This window comes from Streptomyces sp. bgisy159, assembly GCF_057707805.1.
Genome location: NZ_JBYIQX010000086.1, coordinates 1 through 7,357, shown reverse-complemented (window position 1 = coordinate 7,357; position 7,357 = coordinate 1). Strand labels below are relative to the sequence as shown.

Annotated in this window: 4 protein-coding genes and 4 pseudogenes; 1 reads left to right on the top strand and 7 read right to left on the bottom strand. The window is 66.0% G+C overall.

Annotated features, from left to right (window positions below; genetic code table 11):
* Positions 1-592 precede the first annotated feature (592 nt).
* Genes AC3ET3_RS35570 through AC3ET3_RS35560 form a run of 3 tightly spaced genes read right to left on the bottom strand, consistent with a single transcriptional unit; the run spans position 593 to position 2,236 of the window.
* On the bottom strand, positions 593-1,306 hold the full coding sequence (locus AC3ET3_RS35570) for a restriction endonuclease (RefSeq protein ID WP_435613679.1): 714 nt from the start codon (positions 1,304-1,306) through the stop codon (positions 593-595).
* 43 nt (positions 1,307-1,349) lie between these two features.
* Entirely contained in the window at positions 1,350-2,024 is a 675-nt protein-coding gene (locus AC3ET3_RS35565) for a restriction endonuclease (RefSeq protein WP_435613678.1), read from the bottom strand.
* On the bottom strand, positions 2,024-2,236 hold the full coding sequence (locus AC3ET3_RS35560; protein WP_079033661.1) for a hypothetical protein: 213 nt from the start codon (positions 2,234-2,236) through the stop codon (positions 2,024-2,026). Before AC3ET3_RS35560 ends, AC3ET3_RS35565 begins: the two co-directional genes overlap by 1 nt.
* 930 nt (positions 2,237-3,166) lie before the next feature.
* Here AC3ET3_RS35560 and AC3ET3_RS35555 point away from each other — a divergent pair.
* A complete protein-coding gene (locus AC3ET3_RS35555) occupies positions 3,167-3,496 on the top strand; it encodes a hypothetical protein (RefSeq protein ID WP_435613677.1) in 330 nt (109 codons plus the stop codon).
* A gap of 154 nt (positions 3,497-3,650) precedes the next feature.
* On the opposite strand, the pseudogene AC3ET3_RS35550 reads toward AC3ET3_RS35555, so the two are convergent.
* From AC3ET3_RS35550 to AC3ET3_RS35535, 4 pseudogenes are all read right to left on the bottom strand, one after another.
* Positions 3,651-3,958 (bottom strand): annotated as a pseudogene (locus tag AC3ET3_RS35550) (helix-turn-helix domain-containing protein); the annotation flags it as partial.
* Between the two features lie 198 nt (positions 3,959-4,156).
* Positions 4,157-4,537 (bottom strand): annotated as a pseudogene (locus AC3ET3_RS35545) (ISAzo13 family transposase); the annotation flags it as partial.
* 5 nt (positions 4,538-4,542) lie between these two features.
* Positions 4,543-4,653, bottom strand: a pseudogene (locus AC3ET3_RS35540) (IS630 family transposase); the annotation flags it as partial.
* Between the two features lie 192 nt (positions 4,654-4,845).
* A pseudogene (locus AC3ET3_RS35535) lies at positions 4,846-7,357 on the bottom strand (hypothetical protein); the annotation flags it as partial.

The window sequence follows — 7,357 nt, the reverse complement described above, 5'->3', positions numbered from 1 at the left end:
AAGCCAGCCCGTTGGCCCGGAATGACACCACTCGTACCGGTTTGAGACACCCCAACTCCCTGCCGCGCACCTATGCCTATGAGTGCTTGAACTCGAGCACTCGACGAACGGACGAGCCCCGTACCGCGCTCACGCCTCCTCATGCCCTGGGGCTGCATCCTGCCACCGGGAACGCCTCCCGTTTCACACTTCCCTCATACCTGTCAATCTCGATCACGCGAGATCATCAACAGACACAAAGCAGTCGACTGCTGAAATGTGGGTCTGCAACTGCGGCCTTGCGGGGCAGCCTCAGTACCTACCCCGCCGAGCAGCAAGGTCACGGATCGTCAGGAAGCGCTCTTCAGACGGTGAGCGGCTGGGGTAGGGAGCCCATTGGGGAGGACCGGCATGCCGTAGACCGCGGCGTCATCACAGGAGTGCCGCCTCACGATCTCTCGACCCAAGGCCGCCTCGCTGTGGGGAGCTCTTCGCCGGGAGGGGCCCGGATCGATCTCCATGACAACGCGCCGCACCGGACTGAGCCCGAAACGGGGCCACCGGCCACTAGGCGCGATCTCCCGGGACGGACTCAGCTCCGTGTGCGCTGGCGTCAGTGTGTCGTGCTTTGGATGCCGAGGACGTCGTAGAGGTGCTCGCCGTGAGCCCATCGTTTCAATTCCGGGCGGCCCATGAGGATGAGCTGGTGATGCTGGGCGAAGTCGATCGCCGGCTGCGTGAAGCCGTTAAGCGCGATCATGATCGGGAGGTCGGCTCCGTGGTGCGGGCGGGCTGTCCCGTTGAACTTCTGCACGTGGCCTGACCCGACTGGGCTCTGATACTGCTTGCACTGCACGATCAGGAGGCGGTCTTCGTCATCGCGGGCAGTGACGTCCACGCCGAGGTCACCGGCGCCTCCGACCCGCCTGGGACGCCGGAATCCGTCACGGGCCAAGAGATCAGTGCACGCCTGCTCGAAACCCGTCGCGCTCATCGACGAAAGCTGCTTCATCTTGAAGGTCAGCGCGTCCGCTTCGATCGCATCGCCAGAGGGAGCGGCGAACGTGTCGTCCGCGTTGGCGTAGGTGTTGGCGCCGAACAGGAATGACAGGATTCTGCCGAGCAGGAGCAACATGGGCAGTCCGCCGACCACGAAGAGCCCGGTCCACCACGGGTGATCGGCTATCAGCCCCCACGAATCTACGGTGATCCACTGGCCGACGTCCTCGGTGAGCCACTCCCAGAGCATCTTGCCGACGGCCAGCGCGATGACCGCATACAGCAGGAACTTCAGCAGCGGGTCGAGCGACCCGTCCTCGTCGAACACCACACCTCCAGACGTCTTGGGCAGCGATCACGATCTTTGCCAGTCATGCCGCACGCCTGAATCGGCTCGGGCGGGAGCGCGCGGACAATCCGAGGAGCTCGTGCAGAGCGGCACCATCCTCGGCCCAGCGCTGTAGCTTTTCCCGGTCGATCCAGTGGACGCCGTGTCGGTCGCCCCACGCCATGGCATCGCGGGTGAAGGCTCCGTTGGTGACGACGACAGCGTGATCGGCTTTGTGGACCGGCCCGGCCGTCCCCTTCACCGCGTACATCACAGATGAGCCCACCTTCCCGCCGACGCGGGTGTGCTTGGCCTGCACCACGACCCGGCCGCGCTGCGGATGCCCACCGATGACGTCGGCGGCCTGGTCGCCGCCGCCACCCACTCTGCGGGCCGGCCAGCCGTCGCGGACCAGCAGATCCCGCAGGGCGTACTCGAAGCGACGGTCGTCCATGGTGTCGAACTCCGCGAGCGTGATCCGCAGAGTGGCCAGCCGCTCCTTCTCGCGACGCCGCATCGTGGTCGCGTGCCTGATCCGCCACGCCGCGACGGCTCCCGTGAGTAGGGCGAGAGCCAGCAGGGCAGGCCAGGCCGCCTTCAGTGCGCCGACCGCCGTGGCCGCCGTCCGCGCCACCAGGACGAGCACGGCCAGGGCGACTACAGCCGCTGCGACCAGTTCCGCGGCATCGCGAGGGCGCCGCAGACGTATCCGTCCCATCAGCGGTCGGCCGTCGCGCTGGCCGCCGGCTTCGGATCCGTCGGCGGTGTCGTGGCGGTGGACTCACTGAACCCGAACACCTGCCCCCACAGCCACACGCCGGCCAGTAAGCCGGCAATCATCCAACCGCTCATGCGCTTGGCGCTCCTGGGCTTCGGATTGCGACGGATGTGTCCGCGTACCCGGTGGAATCCGTCCGGCACCTTCGACATATTTCCCCCTCCCGTCGGTGGGCCGCGGAGCGCGGCTCATCCCAACAAAAGGGTGTAGCAGTGGGCACTGACAGCAGCTGATGGGTCATCACGGCGCTACGCCCCGGTCGAGTCGCCATCAGGCCAGGAGGGCCCACACCGTCAGGCCAATTCACGGGGCAGCGAGCCTGAGGCCGCTCAGCTGGGCGAATGCCCTTCAAGCTCCCAAGCGGTTCACCACGGCCCTTTCCGCCAGCCCTCACGCGGCGCGTGACTGTCCGTCTCTCACCTGTGGAAACAGCCCCAGTCACGCCAAGCGGAGCACTGCCGACGAATGGCGAAAAGCAGCGGAAGCGCACTCACAGCCATAGTGCGCCGGCGCCGCCCCTTCGTTCCCATACCCAGGGCCAGGCTCGGGTGGCGTGCTCGATCTCGGGTGGCTCGGCGAAGGATTGCCGGCGAGGGCGGCTTTAGGGAAGATGCACCACCGGCTCTCCTGAAGGTTGAGCCAGCAGGTGCCGACGGGGATGAAGACGTGCCGGATTCGGGGTGGTCCTCGAGCCAGGTGCGGGTGGACACGCTGCTGTGCGAGGACAGGTTATCCGTGATCACATAAATGTCCCCGATGGGATTGGCAGTCCCGTTTTTTCCTTGCTACGTCCATGGCAACCTGCCAGCGGACCTCACGTTCTGCCCTGTGCGCCGGTGGATGACGTGGAACTGTCCGGCCGGTGGGCAGTGGGGCGGAGGGTCATGGACGCGGGCCACCGCACCGGGTGAACGGAAGGCGGCCAGGTCATACGGGAGGGGCTGGCCCAGGGGGCGGGCCAGCGCGTACGCCGAGCGCGCCGCAACGTCAGCCCAGAAGTTCCCGAACTGCCCCACCCGCCAAGGACGTTTCTGCGACCATCGGCCTGTCCCTAGAGCGAGCGACACATAGCGAGGCAGAGCATGACCAGCGCTTACACGGAACTCACGAAGGAAGCCGGACGCCGTGGGGGCCCCGCCGCTCTACGCGCCTTCTACCGGTTGCAAGGCGTAGCACAGGGCGTCGCCCGCGGCCGGCTAGAGGGCTTTGCGGAGGGCGTCGCTCTCGGCCGATGGAAGGGCCGAACGGAGGGCGTCATCATCGGCGCCGCCGCCACCGGCCTCGGCGTCATCGGAGCCGTGGTCCACGACAAGAGGCGCGTCCGCCGCGCCAGTGCCGAGACCGCGCCGACGGCCATGCCGGAGGAGGACACCACCGGTGTGCCGGCGGCAGAGCAGAGGACCGACGCGTGAATGACTACGCCCCCGGTGGCCTGGTCCCTCCGGGCCCACGATGGTGGAGCTCACCGCCCGCCTGATGTTGAGGGCCGAGCGGGTGTGGGGAGTACACACTCCGCACGGGATTGCGTCTTCCGGGACCAACCGCTATCTAAGGGCGCGCAGAGCATTAACATGCTGGTTTGATCTTCCTTGGCGGCTGATTGCCGTACCTGTCGAGGTGGGCAGCGACGTCTGCGGGTGTGCGGAATCTGGCTGTTGACGGCGGGAGCGTGGGGCCAGACTCGGCGAGGAGGGGCCGTACTTCCTGGATAGCGCGGGTGAGGGTGCTTCCGGTGACGCCGAAGAGCTGGGCGAGCAGGTCGTGGGTACCGATTTAGCGCAGGTAGAGCACGGTGGCCAGGATACGATCGGCGTCGGAGAGCTTGTCCTTGGCGCCCGCGCCGCGTGCCGGCGGCGTTCGCCGCCCCGCCGCTCGGGGCGGAGCCGCTCGCGTTGTTCGGCCAGTGCGGGGATCAAGTTGTCAAGCGCAATTTCCATTTCGGGGACGTTCATACCGGTCAGCTCCGGGTGCCGGAGTGTGGAGCTGTCGAGGTGGGCTGGTCCTGCAGCCGGCCGTGCGGCGGTTGCAGGGTCCGTCCGCAGGCCGGGAGCGGGCGGGACACCGGCGAGATGGAGCATGTAATTCCAGTCTCCGTGGAATCGGTGCATGCTCATCGCTAGGGCGTCGATTTCGGCGTCGGTGACCTAGATTCCGGTGTCGTAGGTGTTGGTGTCGAGTTCGGCCTCGACCCGCAGCCCGGTGCGGGTAGTGGTGGCTGCGATGGTATTCACGATGACGTCGTGGCTGGTCAGCGGTCTCCCACGCCAGTTCATGGAGATCTGGGAGAACAGCCGGTGCTCGACTTGGTTCCACTTCGATGTGCCGGGCGGCATATGGCACACCGTGATCTGTAGGCCGGTCTCGGCCGCGAGGGCTCCGAGTTCGGTCTTCCAGGCGCGGGTGCGGTAGCCGTTGGAACCGCCGGCGTCCGCAGTGATCAACAGCCGTGCGGCGTTTCAACGGCCTCGGTCTTCTCACCACGAGCGAACCGCTCGGCCGCTTCGAGACGCGCTCGCTCCCGCTTTTCCTGCTCCTTGGGCGTCAGCCCGCCCCCATGCGCGTACCGCATGACGACGTCGTACCGCAACGATCCAGAACCGTCACGGTCCACCGGACTCCACGAGTTCAACGTGAGTAACCAGCTACCGGCTCTTTTCAGACCGGTAGCGGTGGTGTTACTCATCTTTGTGTAGCCGATCACCCGTCGGCTGCCTTCGCTTCGCCGTCGTTCGGTACTTACTCGCTGCGGGCCGCTTCGTGATCATCGCCGGTCCCGGCTAGGGGAGCTGGTCCCGCCGGAAGCAGTTACTTCCGGCGGCTGGCTGGTGGCGCCGTCCAGAGCAGCCGCCAGATCCCTCAACGTGTGGAATGTGAAGGGGCCCCCGACGAATCCCGCCGGCACCGGCGCACGGGTGACAAAGATCGCCCTGACCACACGCGGCTCAGCTGACGTCGGCAAACCGAGGGCCGCCGCCACCTCGTTGGCGCGGGGTGCAAGGTCGTCGAGTTTCCTCTGGAGCTGTGTCGCATAACACGGCTTTCGGTGGTCGACGTAGAAACGGTCCAGATGGCGTCGGATCTCCGGTGTCACGTGCACGTCGGCTGGGTCCTTCACCTCGATCAGCCAAATAACCGAGTCAGCCGCGCGCCCAGCGACTACATCGATCTCGGTCTGGAGGGACGGGACCCCCAGGCGCTGCGGATCCTGCTCCCGGATACGCTCCTCGACCATGTAACCAGCTGCCCGAAGTGTTTGTGCTACCTCGGTCTCGAGGGCTCTGTTCTTGCGGTCGCGAACCGCCTCCAGAGCGTCTGTCACCCGGCGCGGAGGCGGAGGCTGTGTCCAAGGCAGGATTCCTTGAGCCACGAAGTTGCCGTAGATACCTGCACTCGCGTAGCAGAGCTGCGGGCCGACCACGAGCCGCCCATCGGTAAGTTCGGCCAGGGGCTGGACGACGAGTCGTTTCTGCCTGCTGCGTGCATGCCACGGCTTCCAGTCGGCAGCCTGCAGCGCGGCGGATGTACTGGTGAGGAGCCCCTGAGCAGCAGCGATACGGGCATGTCCGTCAGGTTCATCCGCGAGACGCAACGTGTCGAGCAGGTGTTGCCGTACGGTATCTGCGGGGACGGCCACCGCATCCGGATCGTCAGGCTCCAGCGGCCAGTGGGCCATAGAGAACAGGACTTGCAAGATATCGCTCACTGATGCTCCGTATGCGGCGAGCATGGCAGCGTCAACAGCTGGATCGACGAGTTCGTCGATCTGTTCCTCGTCAACGACTTCGGCTGCTGCGTCAACCTCGTCAGTCTGCTCGTGACTGCCGAGCGTGGCCGGAGCCGCGAGCATGTGAGCCGCTCGGGCCCGTCTGAACGCGCTGAGGTCCAGATCGAACACCCGGGAGCCCGCGCTCCCCGACCCGGCATCGGCATCGGCATCGGCCAAGTCGGTCACCACGGTGATCTCATATGCGTCGCTGATTCTCAGTCCGGTGGGACGAACTTGATGATGGATCGCTTCGCTCCGCATCGTCGCTGCCAGATAGGCGGAGGCCGCAGCGGTGATCTCCATCCATGCGTACTGGTCCACGCGGCGGTTTCCAGTGGGTTGAGCGCGCAGGGCTGCTTCGATCGCGATTTCGTTGCTCCGCCTCAGCCACAGATGTTCTTGCTCGAGTTCTGTCTGGCGCTCCAGTGGGTCCCAGGCCACCGAGAGAAGGCGGGAGGACTGTTCGAGATCACGGAATTGCTGGTTCTTCGTCGCCAAGGTGCGTTCGATCTGTCGCATCCCGACGGTGACAAGGTCGTCGGAGGAGTGTTGGGCGAGACGACGGTTCAGAGCGTCCAACGCGGCTGGAGCCAGCACACCACGGTCAAGTTCTTTGGCCTGTGGGCCCACGTACGTTCCGGGTGCGACGCCCGCAGCCTGCACAGCGCGGGCCACCTCCTGGTCCACCATGCCCACCAGATGGGCATCTACCGGCCACGGACGGGCAAGGTGTGGACGGCTCACCGGCGCCGTCATGATGCGGATCGCAAGTGTGGGCGGAGCGACGCGCCAGGCCGTTGCAACCGTGTCGACCGTGCTCGGCGGCAGATCACTCTGCTCCAGAAGAGACCTGATCGTCTGCGCCATTACCTCCCGCGTAGTTGCGACGTCACGGTCGGTCTGCTCCGCGAGCAACTCACAGTCGACGAGGAACTCGGCGTGGATCACCAGGCCGTATGCACTGGACTGTGCTTCGACAGATCCGACCCGGATGGATTCGGCGCGATCACGTTCGTCCGGCGTGACGGGCCGCATTTCGAGGACGTAGCCGACCGGCGAGGCTTCGTCATGCACCGCGTTCCACGCATCATTCAACTGCTCGAAGCCGAAAACGTACGAGCCTGCGAGGTCGTGGAGAAGTTGGTGATGGTCGTCGCCCCAAGCCGGGTGCGCGGAACGTACGGCCACAGCTGGGGTGCCGACCCGGACCCGCCAGCCGTACAGGTCAGGACGGTCATGCTCCGGCGATCGGGTTACCTCGTCCGACTGCTCATCCACATGCGCTCGGCACCACTCGTAGATCCCGTATGGGCCCTGCCCAATAGGGTCCAAGGCGTCCCAGGAGTCAATGCCCGGCAGGGCGAGCAGGGCCAGCGCCTGCTCCAGCTCCTGCAAGCGCTCGCCGCGTTCCCACTCGGCGGCGCTGTGGTGAGGGCTGACCATCATCAAGTCCGGGGCCCTGCCGCCACTGAAGAAGGTTTTGTTGTTGCCGCGCCACCACTCCCAT